General features: G+C 38.4%; 20 protein-coding genes and 1 tRNA gene. 4 read left to right on the forward strand and 17 right to left on the reverse strand.

The features are described 5' to 3' along the window. Nucleotides 1-206: 206 nt before the first annotated feature. The 15 genes from R2S57_RS20200 to ilvE all read right to left on the reverse strand — a co-directional run bounded on the left by R2S57_RS20200 (nucleotide 207) and on the right by ilvE (nucleotide 16,178). The gene (locus tag R2S57_RS20200; protein WP_316846749.1) at nucleotides 207-1,367 is read right to left on the reverse strand and encodes a 2-isopropylmalate synthase; all 1,161 of its coding nucleotides are present in this window, start codon (nucleotides 1,365-1,367) and stop codon (nucleotides 207-209) included. A gap of 10 nt (nucleotides 1,368-1,377) precedes the next feature. Then, the gene (gene leuB / locus R2S57_RS20205; protein WP_316846750.1) at nucleotides 1,378-2,469 is read right to left on the reverse strand and encodes a 3-isopropylmalate dehydrogenase; all 1,092 of its coding nucleotides are present in this window, start codon (nucleotides 2,467-2,469) and stop codon (nucleotides 1,378-1,380) included. Nucleotides 2,470-2,608: 139 nt separating this feature from the next. Continuing rightward, complete coding sequence (locus R2S57_RS20210) at nucleotides 2,609-4,075, reverse strand: ATP-binding cassette domain-containing protein (protein ID WP_316846751.1); 1,467 nt, start codon at nucleotides 4,073-4,075, stop codon at nucleotides 2,609-2,611. A gap of 123 nt (nucleotides 4,076-4,198) precedes the next feature. Next, nucleotides 4,199-4,786, reverse strand: coding sequence for a 3-isopropylmalate dehydratase small subunit (leuD, locus tag R2S57_RS20215; RefSeq protein ID WP_316846752.1), 588 nt, complete (start codon nucleotides 4,784-4,786; stop codon nucleotides 4,199-4,201). A gap of 120 nt (nucleotides 4,787-4,906) precedes the next feature. Further along, the gene (locus R2S57_RS20220; protein ID WP_316846753.1) at nucleotides 4,907-5,263 is read right to left on the reverse strand and encodes an antibiotic biosynthesis monooxygenase; all 357 of its coding nucleotides are present in this window, start codon (nucleotides 5,261-5,263) and stop codon (nucleotides 4,907-4,909) included. 28 nt (nucleotides 5,264-5,291) lie between these two features. After that, complete coding sequence (gene leuC / locus R2S57_RS20225; protein WP_316846754.1) at nucleotides 5,292-6,698, reverse strand: 3-isopropylmalate dehydratase large subunit; 1,407 nt, start codon at nucleotides 6,696-6,698, stop codon at nucleotides 5,292-5,294. A gap of 108 nt (nucleotides 6,699-6,806) precedes the next feature. Then, nucleotides 6,807-8,288, reverse strand: a complete 1,482-nt coding sequence (gene ilvC, locus R2S57_RS20230) for a ketol-acid reductoisomerase (protein ID WP_316846755.1) — start codon at nucleotides 8,286-8,288, stop codon at nucleotides 6,807-6,809. A gap of 205 nt (nucleotides 8,289-8,493) precedes the next feature. Further along, nucleotides 8,494-8,955 (reverse strand): DinB family protein, encoded by a 462-nt coding sequence (locus R2S57_RS20235; protein ID WP_316846756.1) that lies wholly within the window; start codon nucleotides 8,953-8,955, stop codon nucleotides 8,494-8,496. Between the two features lie 12 nt (nucleotides 8,956-8,967). Further along, a complete protein-coding gene (locus tag R2S57_RS20240) occupies nucleotides 8,968-9,378 on the reverse strand; it encodes a glyoxalase superfamily protein (protein WP_316846757.1) in 411 nt (136 codons plus the stop codon). Nucleotides 9,379-9,494: 116 nt separating this feature from the next. Then, nucleotides 9,495-10,133: an acetolactate synthase small subunit gene (gene ilvN, locus R2S57_RS20245; RefSeq protein ID WP_316846758.1), complete on the reverse strand. Its 639-nt coding sequence runs from the start codon at nucleotides 10,131-10,133 to the stop codon at nucleotides 9,495-9,497. A gap of 117 nt (nucleotides 10,134-10,250) precedes the next feature. Continuing rightward, nucleotides 10,251-12,002, reverse strand: a complete 1,752-nt coding sequence (ilvB, locus tag R2S57_RS20250; protein WP_316846759.1) for a biosynthetic-type acetolactate synthase large subunit — start codon at nucleotides 12,000-12,002, stop codon at nucleotides 10,251-10,253. 21 nt (nucleotides 12,003-12,023) lie between these two features. After that, nucleotides 12,024-12,614: an ORF6N domain-containing protein gene (locus R2S57_RS20255; protein ID WP_316846760.1), complete on the reverse strand. Its 591-nt coding sequence runs from the start codon at nucleotides 12,612-12,614 to the stop codon at nucleotides 12,024-12,026. A gap of 47 nt (nucleotides 12,615-12,661) precedes the next feature. Next, nucleotides 12,662-14,344 carry a dihydroxy-acid dehydratase gene (gene ilvD / locus R2S57_RS20260; RefSeq protein WP_316846761.1) on the reverse strand — a complete coding sequence of 561 codons (1,683 nt, stop codon included), beginning with the start codon at nucleotides 14,342-14,344 and terminating at the stop codon, nucleotides 12,662-12,664. Nucleotides 14,345-14,585: 241 nt separating this feature from the next. Continuing rightward, the gene (locus tag R2S57_RS20265; RefSeq protein ID WP_316846762.1) at nucleotides 14,586-15,164 is read right to left on the reverse strand and encodes an O-methyltransferase; all 579 of its coding nucleotides are present in this window, start codon (nucleotides 15,162-15,164) and stop codon (nucleotides 14,586-14,588) included. A gap of 123 nt (nucleotides 15,165-15,287) precedes the next feature. Beyond that, nucleotides 15,288-16,178, reverse strand: coding sequence for a branched-chain-amino-acid transaminase (ilvE, locus tag R2S57_RS20270; protein WP_316846763.1), 891 nt, complete (start codon nucleotides 16,176-16,178; stop codon nucleotides 15,288-15,290). Nucleotides 16,179-16,884: 706 nt separating this feature from the next. Between ilvE and R2S57_RS20275 the strand changes: the two genes are divergently transcribed. Then, nucleotides 16,885-17,835, forward strand: coding sequence for an alpha/beta hydrolase (locus R2S57_RS20275; protein ID WP_316846764.1), 951 nt, complete (start codon nucleotides 16,885-16,887; stop codon nucleotides 17,833-17,835). A 126-nt stretch (nucleotides 17,836-17,961) separates the two neighbouring features. On the opposite strand, the gene atpC is transcribed toward R2S57_RS20275, so the two are convergent. After that, nucleotides 17,962-18,207 carry an ATP synthase F1 subunit epsilon gene (gene atpC, locus R2S57_RS20280; RefSeq protein WP_055912620.1) on the reverse strand — a complete coding sequence of 82 codons (246 nt, stop codon included), beginning with the start codon at nucleotides 18,205-18,207 and terminating at the stop codon, nucleotides 17,962-17,964. Nucleotides 18,208-18,288: 81 nt separating this feature from the next. Continuing rightward, nucleotides 18,289-19,791 carry a F0F1 ATP synthase subunit beta gene (gene atpD / locus R2S57_RS20285; RefSeq protein WP_116251722.1) on the reverse strand — a complete coding sequence of 501 codons (1,503 nt, stop codon included), beginning with the start codon at nucleotides 19,789-19,791 and terminating at the stop codon, nucleotides 18,289-18,291. 161 nt (nucleotides 19,792-19,952) lie between these two features. Between atpD and R2S57_RS20290 the strand changes: the two genes are divergently transcribed. The 3 genes from R2S57_RS20290 (at nucleotide 19,953) to R2S57_RS20300 (ending at nucleotide 21,569) form a co-directional block, all read left to right on the forward strand. Continuing rightward, a complete protein-coding gene (locus R2S57_RS20290; protein WP_316846765.1) occupies nucleotides 19,953-20,855 on the forward strand; it encodes an SDR family oxidoreductase in 903 nt (300 codons plus the stop codon). Nucleotides 20,856-20,932: 77 nt separating this feature from the next. Next, nucleotides 20,933-21,397, forward strand: a complete 465-nt coding sequence (locus R2S57_RS20295; RefSeq protein ID WP_316846766.1) for a redoxin domain-containing protein — start codon at nucleotides 20,933-20,935, stop codon at nucleotides 21,395-21,397. Between the two features lie 98 nt (nucleotides 21,398-21,495). Continuing rightward, a tRNA-Arg gene (locus R2S57_RS20300) sits at nucleotides 21,496-21,569 on the forward strand. Nucleotides 21,570-21,718 lie beyond the last annotated feature (149 nt).

A 21,718-nucleotide genomic window follows, 5' to 3' on the forward strand; every position in this document is an offset into this window, starting at 1 on the left:
TGATCTTCTCTTTGTTTTTTGTAAAGCAGGGTTTGGCGTTCCATCGGTGGAGCGGTCCTGCTTTACATTTTATTCCGCTGCCGATATAAAATTGGCACAAATTGCACTTCATGTCCATTCCATCCGATAGCTATCGGATCAGGTTTAAAAATAAGCTAGTGCGTTGAATTAAAATGCTAACCGCTTAACACTAAACCCTAAGCGTATTAGGCTAAATGCAAAGCAACCAATTGGTTTAAATCGTGGTCGTTAATGCCTTGTTTGCTATCGGCTAAAACCAGGAATTTTTTGTAAACAATATCTAAATGGTCTTTTTCCAATTTATGACCTAAACGCTCTAAATGGTGTTTTAAGGCATGGCGGCCACTTCTTGCTGTTAGTACAATAGTAGCATCAGGAAAACCAACATCTTCAGGTTTAATAATTTCGTAGTTCTCACGGTTTTTTAAGAAACCATCCTGGTGAATACCTGAACTGTGTGAAAATGCATTTCCACCAACAATTGCTTTATTAGGTTGTACAGGCATGTTCATCTGGTTTCTCACCATATGGCTCATTTCGTAAAAACGGGTAGCATCAATTTGGGTGTTTAAGCCCAAAATCTTGTGCGTTTTCAAAATCATGACGACTTCTTCCATTGAGGTATTACCTGCACGCTCACCAATACCATTAATGGTACATTCTACCTGGCGGGCACCATTTTGTAAACCGGCAATCGAATTTGCTGTAGCCAAGCCCAAATCGTTGTGACAGTGCACAGAGATAATGGCCTGGTCGATATTTTTTACGTTTTCTTTTAAAAATAGGATTTTCGATCCGTATTGATCTGGCAAACAATAACCGTTTGTATCAGGGATATTAACTACAGTTGCACCGGCAGCAATTACCGCTTCGATCATTTTGGCTAAAAACTCGATGTCGGCGCGGCCAGCATCTTCTGCGTAGAATTCAACATCCTCCACATATTTTTTAGCATATTTTACGGCATCAACAGCGCGTTCTAAAATATCTTCACGGGTACTGTTAAATTTATGTTTAATATGGAAATCAGATGAGCCAATTCCGGTGTGGATACGCGGTCTTTTAGCATAACGTAAAGCATCTGCGGCAACATCGATATCATTTTTATTTGCACGGGTTAAAGCGCAGATAATAGGATTGGTAACTGCTTTTGATAACTCAATCACGCTGTTAAAATCTCCTGGGCTAGATACCGGGAAACCTGCTTCAATCACATCAACACCTAAGAGTTCGAGTGATTTAGCGATTTCTACTTTTTGGTTTGTATCTAACTGGCAGCCTGGAACCTGCTCCCCGTCACGCAATGTCGTGTCGAAAATATAAACTTTGTTTGGGTCGTGAATCATAATCTTAAGTTTAGGAAGTGATTAATTTTTGGGATAAGAATTTAATTACCAATTTGCCCATTTCGGCTGTGCCTAAAACTTTGAATCGGTTTGTATTTTGGTCAGCAATATCGTGTGTTCTGAAACCTTCTTTCAGTACCTGGTCTACGGTATCAACCACTAATTTAGCTTCTTCTTTTAGTCCGAATCCTATTTCTAACATTAAAGCTGCCGATAGGATAGAGGCTAGTGGGTTAGCTAAATCTTTGCCTGTAATATCGTGGGCAGAACCATGGATCGGCTCGAAGAAACCTGTACTTTCGCCTACAGATGCTGAAGCCAGCATACCCATCGAACCTGCAATCTGCGAAGCCTCATCGGTTAAAATATCTCCAAATAAATTGGCGGTTAACACCACGTCGAATTTTTTTGGGTTTTTGATCAGCTGCATGGCTGCATTATCGATAAACATGTGCTCGGTTTCTACATCAGGATATTGTTTTGCAATTTCCTGAACAGTTTCGCGCCATAAACGGGAGCTTTCTAAAACATTTGCTTTATCTACCGAACACAATTTTTTGTTACGTTGTTGTGCCGCCTGATAGGCTTTGTGGGCAATACGTTCTACTTCGTAACGGTGATAAATCATCAAATCAGAAGCTGTATTACGGTCTTCAGAACGTGTTTTTTCTCCGAAGTATACATCGCCGGTTAATTCACGGAAAAATAAAATATCTGTTCCTCTTAAAATTTCCGGTTTGATGCTAGAGGCTTCAAGAAGTTCATCAAATAGTAATATCGGACGGAGGTTAGCAAATAAGCCCAATTCCTTGCGGATTTTTAGCAGACCTTGTTCTGGTCTAACTTTTAAACTAGGGTCGTTATCGTATTTGGCGTGACCGATTGCTCCAAAAAGGATGGCGTCGCTTTGTCTTGCTTTTTCTAAAGTTTCATCTGGCAAAGGCTCGCCAGTAACTTCAATGGCTGCATGGCCCATTAAAGCTTCATCAAACACAAACTCATGGCCAAAAATCTCGGCAATTTTTTCTAATGCTGCTTTTCCCCAAGTGGTCACTTCGGGTCCAATACCATCTCCAGGTATTACTAAAATGTTCTTCTTCATTGTTGACTTCTCTTTTGCCTTCGCAGTTTTTGCCACTGATTTTCACAGATAGACACAGATTAAATTCAGGTTATGATTTGTGGTCTTACAAACCGTCTGAAATCTGTGTTCATCCTTTTAATTTGTGGTTAATTTTGCATCAGCTTAATATTTCTACGTTTAAACTTTCGACGACTTTTACTTCGCCTTTTTCTAACAATATTCTTTTTTCTATGCAGGTTGGCAGCTGCGATTCAAAATGGCCAACATAAATTAGGGTCATTCCGTTGCTGCACAGTTCATCAACCAACTGGTTAAAATGTTGTGTTTGCTGTTGGTCTAAGCCCTGACAGGGTTCGTCCAGAATTAGCAGTTCCGGATTTTTTATAATGGTCCGCGCTAACAGTGCCAATCGCTGTTTACCGAGTGGAAGTGCGGTTAATAATTCATTTTTGTTTTCGGTTAATCCAAAATATTCTACCAGTTCATCAACATGAGTGCTTTTGGTGTAGGGTAACTGTTGAAACAAACCTACAGTATCGTAAAAGCCAGAGGCAATGCTTTGCCAAACGGTAGCCGTCGCATCAAAATACCAGTGGAACTCAGGCGATATTAAACCGATATGCTGTTTAATATCCCATATACTTTCGCCGCTTCCACGTCTGTTGCCGAATAAATAAAGTTCGTTGGCATAAGATTGTGGATGATCGCCGTTTACCAGGCTCAACAGTGTTGATTTTCCTGAACCGTTATGCCCTTGTAAAAGCCATTTTTCTCCAGCTTTAACTTCCCAGTTGATATTTTTTAATACTTGTTTGTCGCCATAGCTGATGTTTACATCAAGCATTTTAACAATATTTTGCGAACTATAAACAGGCGACTCTTTTAAGAATGCCGGAATCTCTTTTAAATGGATCTTTGCATTTGCAATACTTTCTAAAGTCGCAACCTTTACCAGTTGGCCATCTACTATTTCTGCAAATGATGTGATACAGGTTGGTAGCTCAGTGTCGTTGCATATTAAAATCAACTGAACACCTTCTTCGGCAAGCTGATCCAGCAAAATATTCAGGTTTTTACGCGAAGCCGCATCTAAACCGGTATATGGTTGATCAATGATCAACAATTGTGGTTTTAACCATAAAGCTTTTACCAGTTGCAATTTTTTATGTTCGCCACTTGATAATTCGATTAATTGCGAACTGGCAAATGTGGCAAAACCTAATGCTTCTAAAATCGGTTCAACCTGATCGAAATGAAGGCCTTTTTCTTTGCCATAGCTAACCAGTTCTGCATGAACAGTTAAAGTTTCTTTGGCCTGTTGACTTGTATAACGTTGTTGATAATAAAAATTGGCAACACCTTCTAAATTTTTAAACTGGTACCAGCTTTCAACATAAAGGACCTCTTTCGGAAGTTTGCTCAGTTCATCGAAGTCGATTTCTATACTTCCCTGGGCCGGAATTATACCTGCAATCGCTTTTGCCAGAGATGTTTTTCCTGTTCCGCTTTCTCCACCGATTACATAATTTTCGGTAATATTCATTTCCCAATACAAATCCTTTAGCACCAATTTGTTATGGTAACTTAGATCTAAATGTTGTATGTAAACGAATGGCTTAAACATTATTTTACTGTAATTTTAATTTTTGGATGCTAGTGAAATTCTCTTTGTTGTTTTCCTTTCGGAATGATTACACCGATCTTTTCTTTCAGGGTGATTACACTGATTAAGTGATTACACCGATTTTTATCGTTTAGCTTCCTCAAACTCTTCAATTAATTGTTTTTGGTTTAAGATGAAGTCGATATCATCATAACCGTTTATCAAACACGATTTTTTGTAGGGGTTGATCTCAAAAGATTCTTGCGCTCCGGTTTCTACAATCGTTACCGTTTGATTTTCTAAATCAACTTCTAAGGCCGATTTTGGATTTTGATCAACTGCTTTAAAAATTTGGGCTAAGAATTCTTCACTCACCTGAATGGGTAATAAACCGTTGTTTAGCGCATTTCCTTTAAAAATATCGGCAAAAAAACTGCTGATTACGGCATCGAAACCTGCATCCTGAATGGCCCATGCGGCATGCTCACGACTACTTCCGCAACCAAAGTTTTTTCCTGCAACCAAAACCTGACCACTGTATGTTGGATTATTCATTACAAAATCGGCTTTGGGTTGGTTATCGTTTTCATAACGCCAATCGCGGAATAAATTTTCGCCAAAACCCTCACGTGTGGTTGCTTTTAGAAACCTTGCAGGGATGATCTGGTCGGTATCGATATTCTCTATGTTTAAAGGCACTACTGCCGATGTTAATTTTGTGAATTTTTTCATGTCAATTAGTATCAAGTAAGGAGTAACAAGTAGCAAGACTTATAATCCACTCTTTATCTTTTATTTTTTAGTCTTTTACTCAATGGTGATAATTTTGTTCCCATGTTTTTACTATCCACCTTATGCCTCACAACCTTGTACTTTGGTAAAGTGTTCGACTGTTGGAAAAGGGTCATAAAAGTGATGTAACAACTTTTTCCAATCCTGGTATTCTGCCGATTCCCTAAAACCTTCGGTATGTGCCTCCAGTGTTTTCCAGTTTACCAACAGGATATATTTGTTTTCTACTTCCATACATTTTTGAAGCTGATGCGAAATGTAACCTTGCATGGCAGAAATGATTTTTTGTGCTTCGCTAAAAGCGTTTTCAAAATCAGTGGATAATCCAGGTTTTACATTTAATATGGCAACTTCTAAGACCCCCACGTCCCTATAGGGCGCTTTTGGCTGTGTATTGGTTGTGTTTTTCTCCATCATGTTATGTCCCCTTTAGGGGATTTAGGGGTTAAACTTTCTCTAACAAATCCCTTACATCAGTAATTTTTCCGGTTACTGCTGCTGCTGCTGCGGTAAGTGGGCTGGCCAATAATGTACGGGCGTTTTGACCTTGTCTACCTTCAAAATTTCTGTTTGATGTAGATACACAGTATTTACCAGCGGGAATTTTATCTTCATTCATCCCTAAACAGGCACTACAACCCGGTTCGCGAAGCTGAAAACCAGCGGCTTCAAAAATCTTGTCTAAACCTTCGTTTTTAGCTTGTTGTTCTACTTGTTTTGATCCTGGAACGATCCAAACGGTAACATTATCTGCTTTGCGTTTATCCTTTACAAAATCGGCAACTTCACGTAAATCTTCAATTCGTGAGTTGGTACAGCTTCCGATGAACACATAATCAACCGGTTTTCCGATCAACGACGAATCATCATCAAAACCCATATAATCTAATGCTTTCTGATAAGAAAGTTTTTCTTTTTCCGGTTGTGCACCAGTTGCAGGAATATATTCCTGAATACCCATTCCCATTCCCGGGTTTGTACCATAGGTAATCATTGGGGCGATATCTGCGGCATCGAAAGTTAACACACTATCAAATTTGGCATCAGCATCGCTATACAATGTTTTCCAATAGGCTAAAGCTTTATCCCATTCTTCACCGGCAGGAGCAAATTCTCTTCCTTTGATATACTCGAAAGTGGTTTGATCTGGTGCTATTAATCCACCACGTGCACCCATTTCGATACTCATGTTACAGATCGTCATACGGGCTTCCATACTTAAAGCCTCGATTGCCGAACCTGCATATTCTATAAAATAACCCGTACCGCCAGCGGCAGAAATTTTGGCAATAATGTATAAGATAATGTCTTTTGCACCAACACCTTGTCCAAGTTCTCCGTTTACCTCGATTTTCATGGTTTTAGGTTTCGATTGCAATAAACATTGCGTGGCGAAAACCTGCTCTACCTGCGAAGTACCGATACCAAATGCAATGGCACCAAAAGCACCATGGGTAGAGGTATGGCTATCGCCGCAAACCATTGTTTTACCGGGTAAGGTAATGCCTAGCTCAGGACCGATTACATGCACAATGCCCTGGAAAGGATGCCCTAAGCCGTATAGTTCTACTCCGAATTCTGCACAGTTTTTGGTGAGCATATCTACCTGATAGCGCGAAAGCTCTTCTTTAATCGGCAACAACTGATTTAATGTGGGTACATTATGATCTGCAGTTGCAACGGTTTGTTTCGGACGTAAAACCGGTAAGCCTCTTTTGCGCAAGCCATCAAAAGCCTGCGGCGAGGTTACCTCGTGTATTAAGTGTGTATCAATGTATAAAATATCAGGAAATCCTTCTTCACTTTTTACAACGTGAGCATCCCAAATTTTTTCTACTAATGTTTTTGACATTTTAACCCCCTAGCCCCCTAAAGGGGGAATTTAAGTTTGTAATTATTATTTTTTATAAGACCTTTCCTAAATCCCCTCTCTTTTAGGAGAGGGGATTTAGGTATGAGGTTATGCTGTTTTAATCGCTTTCATTGCCGTCATTGCCTTACGCAATGTAGCGCCAATTTGTTCTACTTCGTGAGAACGGATCGCCTCGTTGATATCAATTAATTTTCTGTTATCAACAGCGCCATCTTTACCTTCGTTAAAGTTTTTACCAACTAAATCAGTATCCACTTTTTTCATGAAATCGCCTAAAAGTGGTTTACAAGCCTGATCGAACAAGTAACAACCATACTCAGCGGTATCAGAAATTACACGATTCATTTCGAACAATTTCTTACGGGCAATGGTATTGGCAATAAGTGGTGTTTCGTGTAACGATTCGTAGTATGCCGATTCTGGTTTAATACCTGCCTGTACCATGGTTTCGAAGGCCAATTCAACACCAGCACGAACAAAAGCAACCATTAAAGTGTAGTTGTCGAAATATTCTTGCTCGCCGATTTTTACATCACCAGCAGGCGTTTTTTCGAAGGCAGTTTCGCCAGTTTCAGCTCTCCATTTTAATAAGTTTTTATCGCCATTTGCCCAATCTTCCATCATGGTGCGGCTAAATTCGCCACTCATAATGTCATCCTGGTGTTTTTGAAACAATGGACGCATAATATCTTTCAATTCTTCAGAAATTTCGAAAGCTTTGATTTTAGCTACATTGCTTAATCTATCCAACATGGCTGTAATACCACCTTGTTTCAAAGCTTCGGTAATTACTTCAACACCATATTGAACCAATTTAGAAGCATAACCTGCATCGATTCCTTTTTCTACCATTTTGTTGAAAGATAGGATAGAACCAGTTTGCAGTAAACCACAAAGAATGGTTTGCTCGCCCATTAAATCTGATTTTACCTCAGCTACGAAAGATGATTTTAATACACCTGCCCTGTGACCACCAGTACCCGCGCAATATGCTTTTGCCTGTGCCAATCCTTTTCCTTGTGGATCGTTTTCAGGGTGAACTGCGATTAAGGTAGGTACTCCAAAACCACGAACATATTCTGCTCTAACTTCACTGCCCGGGCATTTAGGTGCAACCATAATAACGGTTAAATCTTTACGGATCTGCATACCTTCTTCAACAATGTTAAAACCGTGTGAATATAACAAAGTAGCACCTTCTTTCATCAAAGGCATAATTGCATTTACAACAGCGGTATGTTGTTTATCAGGAGTAAGGTTAATTACTACATCTGCATTTGGAATTAACTCTTCGTAAGTGCCAACTGTAAAATTGTTTTCAGTTGCGTTTTTCCACGAATCGCGTTTGCCTTCAATTGCTTCCTTACGTAAAGTGTAGCTTACATCTAAACCACTATCTCTTAAATTTAAACCTTGGTTTAAGCCTTGAGCGCCACAACCTACAATTACCAGTTTTTTGCCTTTTAATGCGCTAACGCCATCCAAAAATTCAGAACTGTCCATGAAGTCGCAAACACCTAATTGGTTTAATTTTTCTCTAAGAGGTAATGTGTTAAAATAATTTGCCATTGTTTTTTATTGGTTAATTTCTATTTAATTATCGGGTTATATATTCTTTTTTTCCTTCGGGTTGATTACACAGATGAGGTGATTTCACAGATTTATCGTCTCATCCATTTGCCGTCTTACATCGTCCGTTTTTCCTTCGGGTTGATTACATGCACGGGGAGATTCCACAGATTATTTATCCATTTGCCGTCTTCCATCATCCATTTCACATATACTTTTTCAGTGCCCATGCATAGCCATAATGTACGTTATCATGACCGATGGTCGTAATCAGTATTTCTTTTATGCTGTTTAATTGCACGCCATAAGTTGCTGTTGTAAAAGGAGTGATGTTCGAAAATTTTCCGTTCGCATAATCTTCTTTTATTTTTTCAATGCTTTCTAATGCGATCGCTTTCAATTCTGCTACTTCTTCTTCTGTTACCGTGTAAGTTGGCTTTGTATCTTTTTTATAATACTCGTTAAATTTTACCGAAGCTGCATCTTGTAATACACCGGTACGGACATAACAAAGTGTTTGTGTACTCACTACAATATGCCCGAAATTCCAGATGATGTTATTGTTATAGCCATCGGGAATTTTATTCAATTCTTCGATGGTTAAGCTATCGATTAACTGAATAAATGCCTTGCGTGAGTTGATTATAAATTCAAATACCTGGTTCATGTCGCTTCTGTCTTAATTTGTGTTTTCGCTTTGGTTTTTAGTCTCTGAGCTTTCAGCCTCACTTAGTTCTTCGTTAAAAGTAATCTTGTTAAAGAACGGATCGTTTACCGTTACGGCCCAGGTTCCATAAAAAGTTTTCTCCAAACCCGGCCTGTTGTATTTGTACTTTTTATCTATTATTTCTTTATGGAACGTTTTCAAGCCTGAACAGTCAATATGAATATGTGCGCCTGGAGAACAATCTCCATGGTGTTCGCTTAAATGTAATTCAATACCACCTAGCGAAATCTGCATATAAACCGGGGTATTTTCTTCAAAAGTATGCTCCCAGTCTATTTTAAAGCCCAACCAGTTTACGTAAAATTCAATCGCCTTATGGTAATCGAATATTCTTAAAATCGGTATCACTTTATTACATTTCATATTCTTGTTTTTTCATCATTGCGAAGCCGGACTTGTGTGAACCGAAGCAATCAGTTTTGATTTTTTTTAAAAGATTGCTTCGTCGTTCCTCCTCGCAATGACGGATTTGTTGTTATTTACATCGTGAAAATTTTCCCGCCTTTTTCTAAAAATTCGTTCTCCACCAATTCTTCACCTGGTTCGAAGGCTTCGAATTCTTTCAGTTTTTCGTGGAAACCAGCACTATCTTTGATGATGGCTACTCTTGCCGAACGTACAAATTCAATCAATTCGTAAGGTTCTAAAGCTTTTACCAAAGCGTCAGTCTCTTCGCGGTGACCGGTTACTGCAAAAACAGTATAATCTTTTCGGATCACAACCGCACTGGCACCATATTGACGTAACAAACGCTCTACGGTTACTTTCTCTGCGATTTCATCTGTTGAAACTTTGTAAAGCGCTAGTTCTTGCCAGATAATTTCTTCGTTGGTGTTGAAATAAACTTTCAATACCTCGATCTGCTTTTCGATCTGGCGTGCAAGCTTTCTCACCACTTCATAACCTTCGTGGATGACGATGTTGAAACGGTGTATCCCATCAATTTCTGAGGGAGAAGTATTTAAACTTTCGATATTGATTTTTCTTTTCGAGAAAATAATCGCTATCCTGTTAAGTAAGCCGATACGGTTTTCGGCATACACCGTAATGGTATATTCCTGTTTTCCGTCGATGTCGGTCTGATCTATTGTGTGTTTTATTGTATTTTCAGTACTCATGATAATTTCTTTTTTATCTGTTCGTCATTTCGACCTTGTGGAGAAATCTGTTTTTAAAGAAAGATCTCTCCGTTTCGCCGCGGCTACAGTCGAGATGACGATTACGCTAGATTCTACTTACTTCAACCTGATTTCACTTACGCTCATTCCTTGTGGAACCATCGGGAAAACATTATTTTCTCTACCAACCATTATTTCTAATAAGTAAGCACCTTTGTGGTTAATCATGGTTTCTAATGCTGTTTTCAGGTTTTCACGGGCATCAACTTTATCTGCTTCGATGTAGTAAGATTTTGCTAAGGCAACGAAATCAGGACTGGTGATGTTTACGAATGAATAACGCTTGTCGTTAAATAATTGCTGCCATTGGCGAACCATACCTAAAAAACGGTTGTTCAAAATCAGGATTTTTACTTCAGCGCCAAACTGCATAATTGTTCCTAATTCTTGCGGAGTCATCTGGAAACCACCATCACCGATTATGGCAATAACAGTTTTATCAGGAGCGCCATATTTAGCACCAATTGCAGCGGGTAAACCAAAGCCCATTGTGCCTAAACCACCAGAGGTAATGTTGCTACGGGTATTGTTAAATTTCGCATAACGGCAGGCAACCATTTGGTGCTGACCTACATCGGTAACGATGATGGCTTCGCCTCCACAAATTTCATTGATGTTACGCAATACTTCACCCATGGTTATTTCATCGCCTTCGGGATAAAGTTCTGGCGTAATAACCTGATCGATTTCTTGTTGATTGTAATCTCTGAAGACCGCTAACCAATCTTCATGTTTATTCTCATTGATCAATTTTGTTAATAATGGAAGTGTTTCTTTACAATCGCCCCAAACACCAACATCAGCTTTTACGTTTTTATCAATTTCGGCAGGATCTATATCTAAATGAACTACTTTAGCCTGTTTTGCATATTTATCCAATCGGCCGGTTACGCGATCATCGAAACGCATTCCGATGGCAATAATTACATCCGCCTCATTGGTTAAAACATTTGGCCCGTAATTACCATGCATACCCAGCATACCCACATTTAGCGGATGTGATGTAGGAATGGCGCCTTCGCCCATGATTGTCCATGCCGCAGGAATTCCACTTTTATCAATAAATGCTTTAAATTCTTCTTCAGCTTTGCCTAAAACAACACCTTGACCAAACAATACAAATGGTTTTTTTGCTGAATTGATCAATTCGGCTGCTTGCTCAATATATTCGATCCTAACTTTAGGTTTCGGGCGATAACTGCGGATATGGTTACATTTTACATATTCAGGAAATTCCTCAATCTGTATTTGTGCATTTTTGGTAATGTCGATTAAAACAGGACCCGGTCTGCCGCTTTTAGCGATGTAAAAAGCTTTGGCCAATACCTCTTGGATTTCTTTGGCATCAGTTACCTGGTAGTTCCATTTGGTAACCGGAGTGGTAATGTTGATCACATCGGTTTCCTGAAAAGCATCCGTACCCAATAAGTGGGCGAAAACCTGTCCGGTGATACAAACCAAAGGGGTGCTATCAATTTGTGCATCTGCTAAACCTGTAACCAAGTTGGTTGCGCCTGGTCCGCTGGTTGCGAAAACAACACCAACTTCGCCGCTTGCTCTTGCAAAGCCCTGAGCAGCATGAATCCCGCCTTGCTCATGGCGGACCAAGATATGTTCTAATTTATCGGCATAATCATAAAGAGCATCATAAATAGGCATGATTGCTCCACCTGGATAACCGAAAATGGTGGTAACACCTTCTTCAATTAATCCATTCAACAAAACCTGCGAGCCCGTTCCTTTGAATAAGGTTTTTGAGGTTTCTGCTTTCGCCTCGTTTTGTTGTATTGTTTCTTGTGCAGTTTCCATAGTTATGTTTTTGCGGTTCTACTATTTTTTAATTTTAAACCCAATTCTTTCTCTGTCGTTCCACTTTATTTGAGCAATTTTCTCATCTATCAAATTTTCCATTGCATCATAAAGTTCGTTGAGCTGAACATCATGTTCACCAATCCGTTCCTTAATTTCTGTTAATTGTTCGTTAAGATTACTTTGTTTTAGTAAAATTTTACGAACATCAACAAAAGCCCTCATGATGGCAATGTTCATGTTAATGGCTTTGTCGCTATTTACAACACCGCTTAGCATGGCTACTCCCTGCTCTGTAAAGGCATAAGGGAGCTTTCTGGTGCCGCCCCAACTTGAAGTCACAATTTGTGACTTCAAGTTGGGTTGATTTTTTATCACAATTTGTGATGATGCACCCTGATTGATCGCTTCTATTTGAAATTTTATACTTTCAAACTCTGCAGAAGTTAACTGAAACATAAAATCATCGGGAAAGCGCTTGATATTTCGTTTTACTGCTTGATTTAATACTTTTGTTTCAACTTCATAAAGCGATGCCAGATCAAAGTCGAGCATTACCCTTTCTCCCCGGATTTCATAAATCCTATTCTGAATACTTTTAATTATTTGCATAATCTGTTTTTTAGTAATCAATTCATCTGGGGATGATTTTTTTGATCTTAATATTCGTCAGTTACGCAACCACTGGCCGCATCTGAAACTGTTTTAGCATATTTATATAAAACACCTTTTGTTACTTTTAAAGCTGGCTGCACATAGTTTTTTCTGCGTTCAGCAATCACTTCTTCACTGACCATTAAATTAATGGTATTATTTACGGCATCAATTTCAATCGGGTCGTCATCTTGCACTAATCCAATTAAGCCACCTTTGTAAGCCTCTGGGGTAATGTGACCAACCACAAAACCGTGTGTTCCTCCCGAAAAGCGACCATCGGTAATTAATGCGATTGATTTACCTAAACCAGCACCGATAATTAGCGAGGTAGGTTTTAACATTTCTGGCATACCAGGTGCGCCAACCGGCCCTTCGTTTTTAATAACGACAACATCACCCGGTTTAATTCTTCCAGAAGAAATTTCGGCAACTAAATCGCGCTCGCCATCAAAAACGCGTGCAGGACCTTCGAATTTTTCGCCTTCTTTACCCGATATTTTTGCAACAGAACCTTTTTCGGCTAAGTTGCCGTACAGCACTTGTAGGTGACCAGTTGCTTTAATTGGCTCACTTATTTTTTGAATGATTTTTTGATCGTAATCCATCACCGATTTTACATCAGCTAAATTTTCGGCTAAAGTTTTTCCGGTTACCGTTAAACAATCGCCATGCAATAAACCTTCATTTAATAAATATTTTAATACTGCTGGGATACCACCATATTGGTGTAAATCCTGCATTAAGTATTTTCCACTTGGTTTAAAATCGGCTAAAACAGGTGTTTCATCACTCATGCGTTGAAAATCATCTTGCGTCACCTCAACACCGATAGCTTTACCAATTGCGATAAAGTGCAATACTGCATTTGTACTTCCACCTAAAATGATAATCGAACGAATCGCATTTTCAAATGCTTTTTTCGTCATAATATCAGATGGTTTGATGTCTTTTTCTAATAAAATCCTGATGTATTTACCAGCATCTAAACATTCTTGTTTTTTCTCTTCGCTAACGGCTGGATTTGAAGAAGAATATGGCAAACTCATACCCAAGGCCTCAATTGCGGCAGCCATTGTATTTGCAGTGTACATTCCGCCACAGGCACCAGCGCCCGGGCAAGTATGTTTAATAATTCCCTGAAAATCTTCTTCAGAAAGATTACCACAGATTTTTTGACCTAAGGCTTCGAATGCAGATACGATATTCAGCTCTTCACCTTTGTAATATCCTGGTGCAATTGTACCGCCATATACCATAATCGAAGGGCGGTCTAAACGTGCCATGGCCATAATGGCGCCAGGCATATTTTTATCACAGCCTGGGATGGCAATTACACCATCATAATATTGGCCACCACAAATAGTTTCGATACTATCTGCAATTACATCACGGCTTACCAGTGAATAACGCATACCATCAGTACCATTGCTCATTCCGTCACTCACCCCAATGGTATTGAAAACCAAGCCCACTAAATCATTATTCCAGACCCCTTTTTTTACATCTTTTGCAAGATCGTTAAGGTGCATATTGCAGGTGTTACCATCGTAACCCATACTAGCAATACCGACCTGCGCTTTTGCCATATCAGCATCAGTTAATCCGATTCCATAAAGCATAGCTTGTGCTGCCGGTTGTGTTGGGTCTTGTGTAAATGTTTTACTGTACTTGTTTAATTCGCTCATTGTTTAAAATGTATATTCTGGTTCTGTTAGTTGTATAATTTCGAGGCAAAAAAAAACCGCCTCGTTTCGGAGGCGGTTTCGATAGGGTATATTTTTTATATTATACGCAACGATTTCCACCTCTCTTTTGAGAAATGACAATAATTAGGTTGCTAATAATGTTTGTGTTTATATTCATGTCTTTGATGAATCACAAACATACTAACTATTTAAAAAATGCAAAGAACTATTTTAATATTATTTATTTTTTTACTCCGATTACAATCCCTGTTGCCCAAACCTGTTTGGTTAGATACAAATCTTCACGGGATTCTAAATCTTTGATCAGTTTTACGGCCTTATCCTGATGGCCATCAGGCCAGTTTGGCTGTGGCAGCATGTCGTCAATGATATAAAGCCCTCCATTGTTAAGCATAGATAAAGCTTCGTCTAAAAGCAAATATTTTCCATGCCAGGTATCGGCGAAAATGTAATCGAATTTTTCGTTTTTATTTTTTTGAAGCCACTGGGCTCCATCGATATCAACCAATGTTAAGCGTTCATCTCCACCAAGAAAAGTCTTGGCAATTGCTAAAAATTTAACATCATTATCTATCGAAGTAAGCGTACTATTTTGATCTAAACCATCTAATATCCAGGAGGTAGATAGACCGGTTCCTGTTCCAAGCTCCAGAAATTTACCTGAAGGTTTGGTTGAAGCAAGAGTTCTGAGCAAAGAGCAGGTCAACACATCAGATGCCATATCAAAACCTGATGCTTTTGTTGCATCGTTAATTTGCTGGTAGGCCTTTGGAAAATGTTGGTTGATATCTTCAGTCATCTGCTTTTTAGATGTTTTTTATTATTTAAATTTATTTTTGGTTGATGGTTTTTTAGTCGATGGCTCATAGCTTAATATGCCATTAACCATGAACTATTTAACCCTCAGCCAGTATGCTTCTCACTATATAATCACCTCGTAATTTACCTTCTCCAATACCAGGTTTTTATAAGCCCGTTGTATGGTATAACCAATAGATTCTCTCCACAATGGACGATAAACAATATCATCAATTGAAGCGATACCTGCTATTTCAGTTGCTGTTCCACATAAGAAAGCGCTGTCGGCATTTTTTAGGTCTTCTACGGTTAATTTTTTCTCTATGCATTCGATATCCAGTACGGTACAAAGCTCTTTTACGGTTGCGCGTGTGATCCCAGGCAAAATGTTTCCTACAGATGGGGTATATAATTTGCCGTCTTTTTCTAGAAAGATATTTGCTCCAGATGCCTCAGCAACAAAACCGTGCATATCTAAAAGCAAAGCCTCGTCGTAACCTTTAATGTTTGCTGCTGTGGTGGCTAAAATGGAGTTGACGTAGTTTCCGCTCAATTTCGCTTCCATTGGAGTCGATTTTGGGTTTGGTCTTTCGTAATCAGAGACTGTTAAATTCAATAATTTGTTGCCCGAATAAGCATCCCATTCCCATGCACAGATTAAGATCGAAACCCCACTCGGCCCGTTCAATTTCATGTTCGGGTGGCAAAATACCAATGGACGGATATATGCATCTTTCAGTTTATTTAACTGAAGTAATTTATAAGTTGCGGCAATTAATTCTTGTTTATCCCAAGGGAAAGGAATATTTGCCAACTGGCACGAACGCTCTAGGCGATCGAAGTGGGCGGCAGCTTTAAAAATACGGTTACCGTTGTGGGTTTTATAGGCTCTAATACCCTCGAAAGCAGCATAGCCGTAATGTAGCGACTGCCCGTAAAGGTCAGTATTGCTATTTACAGCTTTTTCGAAAGCCCCATCAAGGTAAATAATCGTATTAGAATTATAGTATTTCATCTGTTTATTTTATTTTTTTTTCATCAGTCAGATGGAGCTTTCCATGATTAAATAAGCATTCAATTTGTTGTTTTGCTTTTTTAATGACGGACGGTTCATAATACTGTTGTTTTGTTATTTAAAAAAAGCGTCCCGTTTGTATCGGGACGCTTTAGGTATATTTAGTTTTTTAAATCTATTTAAAAGCTGCCCATTTTCTTACTCCATAAAATATTTAGGAGTAGGAGGTTAAGTAAAACGACTGGTAACAACACTGCATGGCCAACCGCTTTTGCAGAAGTAAGGCTTGTAAATATGTTGTTCTCTATTGTCATTATTATCTTATTCTTTATAAAAACCAATTTAGTTTTTGGTTCATTAATATGCAAGAGAAATCAGAAAAAAGTTAAATCAGAATATTGTTTGTGTATTTGTTCTTGCTACGAAATATTATTCTTAATTGGAGTTCGATTAGTGATTTAATACCGATAGTCGTAGACCAAATATCAAAACGGTATACGGTATGTTTATTATGCTTGCATTATAAATTTTCTATTTTTCTGCTTAAAATGGATAAGAGCATGCTCAAAATTGAAAAATGAGCTAATATTTTGATGTTAAAATGCGAAGAATTATTGATGCTTTTGTCTAAATATATATAGGTTATTGAGCAGGTTTGATTGCTTATTGGAAATAGTTGTGTAATTTAATAGTAGAAACCTTAATTATGAAAATAATTTATATCCTTTCGATTCTTTTGACGGTATTACTTAGTGCTTGTTCATCCCCGGATTCATCTACTCTTCTCAAAACGGGTGATCAGATTGCATTAACATCCGATTCTGTGAAGCTGTCTGTTAAAGTAGCAGGTACAGGCCCTGTTTGTATTTATTTACATGGAGGCCCTGGTCAGGATTTTCTTTCCTTTGAAAAGATGGGTGGAGCAAGTTTAGAAAAATGTTTAACCATGCTTTACTTTGATCAAAGAGGATCAGGCCATTCGCAAAATGCCAAAAACTACAGTTTAGAACGGGTGGTGCAAGATATTGAAGAGCTGCGGTTAAAATTGGGTGTAGAAAAAGTGTATTTACTCAGCCATTCGTTTGGTGGGGTTCTGGCGATTAATTATGCATTAAAATATCCTGAGCACTTAACTGGTATCATCATGGCCAATACAATTGCCCATTTTATGAATACAAATCAGATGCAGGAACAAATTGAATATGGATACGGGCTATTAAAAAGGGATACCACTATAAATGAAACGGATTTTAAAAAATTAATGAGTAGCGCGGCTTTAGTCCGAAAAAAGTTAAGTGCAGCTCATCTTGGGTATAAATATATAGCCAATGATGTCAATACCATTATTAAAATGGATAGTATTGAGAATTCTTATAAACGGACTTCCGATTTTGGAATGACACTTTTTATGCCCTTAATGGACAGCACGAAGGTGCAGAAATATCCGGAATATTTTAAGGATTACGCTTTACTTACCAGTGAGATTAAAATACCAACCTTAATTATAACAGGTAAGGATGACCATGCTGTCGGGCCAGATTATTACAAAAATTATAAGTTTAAAAACCAAAAGATAGTACAGCTTGCAGGTTCACACATGTTATATTATGAAAACAATAAGGCATTTACTGCTGCAGTATGCAGTTTTATAAAATAGTTACTACAAACAAAAAAAAGCCTCCCGGATTTTTTAAATCGGGAGGCTTTCTGTTTCGTCAATCTGAACTTGTTTCAGAGTCCTTTTATAAATGCTGAAATAAATTCAGCATGACGGATAGTTAGCTTAAGCGATACCTTCAGCTAAAACAACAATTTTGTTGTGGATAGCTTCAACTACACCGCCTTTAATAAAAAAGCGTTGCTCATCAGCTTTATTTGCTTTTATAATAACTTCTCCATCTTCCAAAGTAGAGATGATAGGGGCGTGGTCTTTTAAAATCTGGAAAGAGCCTAAAGTACCAGGCACCGTAACTGCTGTTACTTCACCTTCGAAAACTTTTTTATCTGGAGTTAATATTTCTAAATTCATTTTGAATAGATTTGAGATGTGAGATATGAGATTTGAGACCAAGTCCCTCTCATATCTCATATCTAGTGTCTCACGTCTCTCTTAGTTCGCTTCTGCTAATAATTTTTTACCTTTTTCGATTGCATCTTCAATGCTACCAACTAAGTTAAATGCAGCTTCAGGATACTCATCAACTTCACCATCCATGATCATGTTAAATCCTTTGATGGTATCTTTAATGTCAACCAATACACCTTTTAAGCCTGTAAATTGCTCAGCTACGTGGAAAGGTTGAGATAAGAAACGTTGAACACGACGCGCTCTTGATACCACTAATTTATCTTCTTCAGATAATTCGTCCATACCTAAGATTGCGATGATATCCTGTAATTCTTTATAACGTTGCAATGTTTCTTTAACCCGTTGTGCAGTGTTATAGTGTTCGTCGCCCAAAACAGCAGGAGAAAGGATACGTGAAGTAGAATCCAATGGATCTACCGCAGGATAAATACCTAGCTCAGCAATTTTACGTGAAAGTACTGTAGTAGCATCTAAGTGGGCAAAAGTTGTTGCCGGAGCCGGGTCAGTTAAATCATCTGCTGGTACATATACCGCTTGTACTGATGTAATTGATCCACGTTTTGTTGAAGTAATACGCTCTTGCATTAAACCCATCTCAGTTGCCAATGTTGGTTGGTAACCTACAGCTGATGGCATACGGCCTAGTAATGCCGATACCTCAGAACCTGCCTGAGTAAAACGGAAGATGTTATCAACGAAGAAAAGGATATCTTTTCCAGCGCCTTCGCCATCACCATCACGGAAATATTCTGCAACTGTTAATCCTGATAATGCTACACGCGCACGTGCACCAGGAGGCTCGTTCATTTGTCCGAAAACCAATGTTGCTTTAGATTCTTTTAATTTTTCAGTATCAACAGCTTTCAAATCCCAGCCACCTTTTTCCATTGAGTGTAAGAATTCGTCGCCATAGTTGATTACACCTGATTCGATAAACTCACGAAGTAAATCGTTACCCTCACGAGTACGCTCACCAACACCTGCGAATACTGATAAACCAGCATAAGCTTTAGCGATGTTGTTTACCAACTCCATAATTAATACCGTTTTACCCACACCAGCACCACCGAACAAACCAATTTTACCACCTTTTGCATAAGGCTCTAATAAATCGATTACTTTGATGCCTGTAAAAAGCACCTCAGTTTCAGTTGATAAATCTTCAAACTTAGGAGGGGTTGCGTGGATAGGGCGACCATCTGTTTTATCAACAGCAGTAATACCGTCAATCGCTTCACCAACTACATTAAATAAACGACCTTTAATCTGGTCGCCTACTGGCATTTTAATTGCTGAACCAGTATCAAGAACCTTCATTCCACGAACTAAACCGTCTGTAGAGTCCATCGAGATGGCACGAACGCGATCTTCGCCTAAGTGTTGTTGAACTTCTAAAACAATTTTTTGTCCATTTTCTTTCGTTATCTCTAACGCGTCAAAAATTTTAGGTAGATGGGCATCATCAGCAAAGCTAACGTCAACCACTGGGCCGATAATTTGTGCTATTTTTCCTAAGTTAGGCATATCTGTTGTGAGTAAATTTATTACAATCAATGAATTAAAGCTGTTTGTAGGGGCTCCAATTCGGTTGGCAAAGTTAAGTTATTCCAACTGAATTTTAAATATATATTATAAATTTTTTCAACATGGTTTTTATCGATAATTTAGAGGCCTAAATAAGGCTTATGAAAACCATTTTAACAACAGGCAGCAACGGCCTTTTAGGACAGAAATTAACAGAAAAAGTACTTGCTGAGGGAAGAGTAAAACTGATAGCCACATCCAGGGGAATAAACCGTTACCCTGTTAAAGAGGGATATGCATATGCGGAAATGGATATTTTAGATGTTGCACAGGTTAGAGCGGTTATCCAAAAATACCAGCCGGGTGCGATTGTCCATACGGCTGCAATGACTAATGTGGATACCTGTGAGGCAAATAAAGAACTATGTAATCAGCTTAATGTAGATGCTGTTCAAACTTTGTTGTCGATCTGTGAAGAAAAAAATATTCAGCTTATCCATTTAAGTACGGATTTTGTTTTTGATGGTGCCGATGGACCTTATAGAGAAGAAGATGCTGTTAACCCTGTAAGTTATTATGGCGAATCGAAAGTATTGGCCGAAGAGCTGTTGAAAAACTCACAAGCAAACTGGACAATCTTGAGAACAATTCTGGTATACGGAATCACAAATGATATGAGCCGGAGCAATATTGTGCTGTGGGCCAAGAGTGCATTAGAAAAAGCTTCACCTCTTAATGTGGTAAACGATCAATGGCGCATGCCAACTTTAGCCGAAGATCTGGCTGAGGCTTGTTTGCTGGCTGTTGAAAAAAATGCGAAGGGGATTTATCATGTATCAGGTAAAGATTACATGAGTATTGCAGATTTAGTGCGAAAAGTTGCCGATTATTGGTCGCTTGATCCATCTTTTATTAACGAAATCAGTTCAACCAGTTTAAACCAAACAGCTAAACGTCCAGTTAAAACGGGTTTTGTATTGGATAAAACGATAAAAGATTTAAATTATAATCCGCATAGTTTTGAAGAGGGACTGGCAATTATGGATCAACAGATGAAAAGATAGTCTTGAGTCAGTAGTCTTAGAGCAATTGAACAATAAAAACATTTAATAATCTATTACATTAACTAAAAAAAATACAAATGGCATTACAAGTTGGCGATACCGCCCCTGATTTTAAATTATACAGTTCTGATTTGGCAGAGATTTCACTTTCTGCATTTAAAGGCAAAAAGGTCATCATTCATTTTTTTCCTATGGCTTTTACCGGAGCCTGTACCGAACAGTTATGTACCATGAGAGATAACTTTAGCTACTATGAAGGAATAAATGCGCAGGTAATCGGTATTTCTGTCGATTCTCCATTCTCATTAGGTAAATTTAAAGAAGTACAAAGTTACCAGTTCCCGTTATTGTCGGATTTTAACAAAGAAGTATCGGCAGCGTACGGTGCTTTTTACGACGAATTTGTGTTTGGATTGAAGGGTGTTTCGAAAAGAGCGGCTTTTGTAATCGATGAAGAAGGAAAAGTTGCTTATGCAGAAGTTTTAGAAGATGCGCATGACCTGCCTGATTTTAAAGCAATTAACGATGCCTTAAGCGCGTAAAGCATAAATTGCAAAAGATAATTTGATATTTTTTTTAAATTTAATTGGAAATTAAAATATCAAATTATACCTTTGCAGTCCGTTAACGATACGGAAACGCATTTGTAGCTCAATTGGATAGAGCATCTCACTACGGATGAGAAGGTTTGGGGTTCGAATCCCTACAAGTGCACTAAAAGGGAGAATTGAAAGATTCTCCCTTTTTTTTGTCTATCATTTTAAATATAAAAATTTAATTTTAAGGGTGTTAGTTGGTTATTGGTTCACTATTGTAGGTGTTCGATAGATGTCCTTTTCACAATGACCTGATATCGTTGGCTA

It is taken from the genome of Pedobacter psychrodurus (genome assembly GCF_032678585.1).
Taxonomy (GTDB): domain Bacteria; phylum Bacteroidota; class Bacteroidia; order Sphingobacteriales; family Sphingobacteriaceae; genus Pedobacter; species Pedobacter psychrodurus_A.

Excerpts from the sequence above, each read along its gene's own strand:
- R2S57_RS20275 (WP_316846764.1), top strand. The coding sequence starts at position 16,885 with ATGAAAATAATTTATATCCTTTCGATTCTTTTGACGGTATTACTTAGT.
- ilvB (WP_316846759.1), bottom strand. The coding sequence starts at position 12,002 with ATGGAAACTGCACAAGAAACAATACAACAAAACGAGGCGAAAGCAGAA.
- leuB (WP_316846750.1), bottom strand. The coding sequence starts at position 2,469 with ATGAAGAAGAACATTTTAGTAATACCTGGAGATGGTATTGGACCCGAA.
- atpD (WP_116251722.1), bottom strand. The coding sequence starts at position 19,791 with ATGCCTAACTTAGGAAAAATAGCACAAATTATCGGCCCAGTGGTTGAC.
- leuC (WP_316846754.1), bottom strand. The coding sequence starts at position 6,698 with ATGTCAAAAACATTAGTAGAAAAAATTTGGGATGCTCACGTTGTAAAA.
- ilvN (WP_316846758.1), bottom strand. The coding sequence starts at position 10,133 with ATGAGTACTGAAAATACAATAAAACACACAATAGATCAGACCGACATC.
- R2S57_RS20200 (WP_316846749.1), bottom strand. The coding sequence starts at position 1,367 with ATGATTCACGACCCAAACAAAGTTTATATTTTCGACACGACATTGCGT.
- R2S57_RS20220 (WP_316846753.1), bottom strand. The coding sequence starts at position 5,263 with ATGATGGAGAAAAACACAACCAATACACAGCCAAAAGCGCCCTATAGG.
- R2S57_RS20210 (WP_316846751.1), bottom strand. The coding sequence starts at position 4,075 with ATGTTTAAGCCATTCGTTTACATACAACATTTAGATCTAAGTTACCAT.
- R2S57_RS20235 (WP_316846756.1), bottom strand. The coding sequence starts at position 8,955 with ATGAACCAGGTATTTGAATTTATAATCAACTCACGCAAGGCATTTATT.
- R2S57_RS20255 (WP_316846760.1), bottom strand. The coding sequence starts at position 12,614 with ATGCAAATAATTAAAAGTATTCAGAATAGGATTTATGAAATCCGGGGA.
- R2S57_RS20265 (WP_316846762.1), bottom strand. The coding sequence starts at position 15,164 with ATGACTGAAGATATCAACCAACATTTTCCAAAGGCCTACCAGCAAATT.
- leuD (WP_316846752.1), bottom strand. The coding sequence starts at position 4,786 with ATGAAAAAATTCACAAAATTAACATCGGCAGTAGTGCCTTTAAACATA.
- R2S57_RS20290 (WP_316846765.1), top strand. The coding sequence starts at position 19,953 with ATGAAAACCATTTTAACAACAGGCAGCAACGGCCTTTTAGGACAGAAA.
- ilvC (WP_316846755.1), bottom strand. The coding sequence starts at position 8,288 with ATGGCAAATTATTTTAACACATTACCTCTTAGAGAAAAATTAAACCAA.
- atpC (WP_055912620.1), bottom strand. The coding sequence starts at position 18,207 with ATGAATTTAGAAATATTAACTCCAGATAAAAAAGTTTTCGAAGGTGAA.
- ilvD (WP_316846761.1), bottom strand. The coding sequence starts at position 14,344 with ATGAGCGAATTAAACAAGTACAGTAAAACATTTACACAAGACCCAACA.
- ilvE (WP_316846763.1), bottom strand. The coding sequence starts at position 16,178 with ATGAAATACTATAATTCTAATACGATTATTTACCTTGATGGGGCTTTC.
- R2S57_RS20295 (WP_316846766.1), top strand. The coding sequence starts at position 20,933 with ATGGCATTACAAGTTGGCGATACCGCCCCTGATTTTAAATTATACAGT.
- R2S57_RS20240 (WP_316846757.1), bottom strand. The coding sequence starts at position 9,378 with ATGAAATGTAATAAAGTGATACCGATTTTAAGAATATTCGATTACCAT.